The organism is Gilliamella sp. Choc4-2, assembly GCF_001690355.1.
GTDB classification, from domain to species: Bacteria; Pseudomonadota; Gammaproteobacteria; order Enterobacterales; family Orbaceae; genus Gilliamella; species Gilliamella apicola_A.
On sequence record NZ_LZHG01000040.1, the window covers coordinates 1 to 1,634 of the forward strand.

General features: G+C 35.5%; 1 protein-coding gene and 1 CRISPR repeat array. The gene reads left to right on the forward strand.

What is annotated here, in order from left to right; genetic code table 11:
• The coding region (locus A9G34_RS10765; protein WP_176701478.1) for a hypothetical protein at positions 1–405 on the forward strand (405 nt) is incomplete at its 5' end.
• Between the two features lie 278 nt (positions 406–683).
• A CRISPR array of direct repeats spans positions 684–1,261; the repeat unit is 29 nt; unit sequence GTGTTCCCTGTATACACAGGGATAAACCG.
• Positions 1,262–1,634 lie beyond the last annotated feature (373 nt).

The following is a 1,634-nucleotide window of genomic DNA, read 5'->3' on the forward strand; positions in this document are numbered from 1 at the left end:
GGCACACTAATATATTCAACCCAACGAAAAAAAGACCTACCGCCACCGACTTTTACGGATAGGGATTTAAAGGAAGGATTACGCAGAAGTTGGACAGCGGAGCAGATAGGGCATTTACTGGTGAAATATGAAAGTGAATGGTATGCTGATGAAGGGTTAAGCAAATGGAACGAAGTTGATGAGCTATTTGAAGAAGAAAAGCAACAACAAAAAGCGCTTATTGAAGCGGGATTAGATAAACTTGGCATCACCGAGCCTTATCAGCGAGACTTTGCCATGAAAAAAGTGGACGAAGCGCACGAACATGTCAAAAGCAACTGGCAACTAGAAAAAGAAGAGCGCATTAACCCGTTATTCTGTATTAAACAATCGATAATAATTCAGAGTATAATAAACCTTGTATGATCGTAATTGTGTAAAAAACACACCATAAATAAGTAGGGCAAAGCTCACGCTAATACGAAAGTAAAAGACAATATTTTTTGTTTAGGTACATTCGAATATTTATATCTTTTTGAATTTAAATTAAAAATTGGTGTTTCTTGGTGGAGCGATAGAAATTGGAAAAAGCCTACTTACGACTTATTAAAAATCAATAAGTTAAAAATCTTTAAAAATTTAAAAAATCTGGTAGAATTTGTTGGTCGCTATAACTGTAAATAAAACAGATAGCTACAATTAGAGTGTTCCCTGTATACACAGGGATAAACCGCAGAATCAAACATGTATCAAAATTACAGTTATGTGTTCCCTGTATACACAGGGATAAACCGATTTGTATTTTTCTCGTAACTGATCAACTTTAGTGTTCCCTGTATACACAGGGATAAACCGAACAAGAATATCAATCATGCGGTTAGGCTATCGTGTTCCCTGTATACACAGGGATAAACCGTCCACGAACGACAGACCGCTTTGATAGTTTTGGTGTTCCCTGTATACACAGGGATAAACCGATCTCATCTGCGTAATTTCGAGAATGTGATTGGTGTTCCCTGTATACACAGGGATAAACCGTTAATATTTACTTGGAGTATAAGTGGCAACTAGTGTTCCCTGTATACACAGGGATAAACCGATGGTCGCTATTCCATCGATAGTCGGTTTAATGTGTTCCCTGTATACACAGGGATAAACCGACAGAAAAATACGAGATCGCTAAAGTCAAAATGTGTTCCCTGTATACACAGGGATAAACCGGAAAAAATGGTTTTACACGTGATAATCCACAAGTGTTCCCTGTATACACAGGGATCCCCCCTTTATCTTAATGCGAAAACCCTAACCCCACTTAATTGATAAAATTTTAAGTGGGGCTTAAAAGCAGCAACCTAAAAAAACTTGGCTCACTAAACTTATCTTAAATTTCAATAAATTAACTTCAGTTAAATATTGCAAATTGTGTAAAAATCGTGTAATTTTTATGCCCAATTTTAGTTATCATTATTGATTATTAAAATTACCGATAAAAGCAGATAAATATGACAAAACTAAATAAAAATAAGTAACAAGGTAGTATAGTTAAGGATGTCTCGGTTGTTAGTATATCAAATGCCCACATTATGCAGCATGATATTCATTCATTTGCATTGGTTTATTCACAATAAATTTGATTATTGTCCCTTACGGTTTGG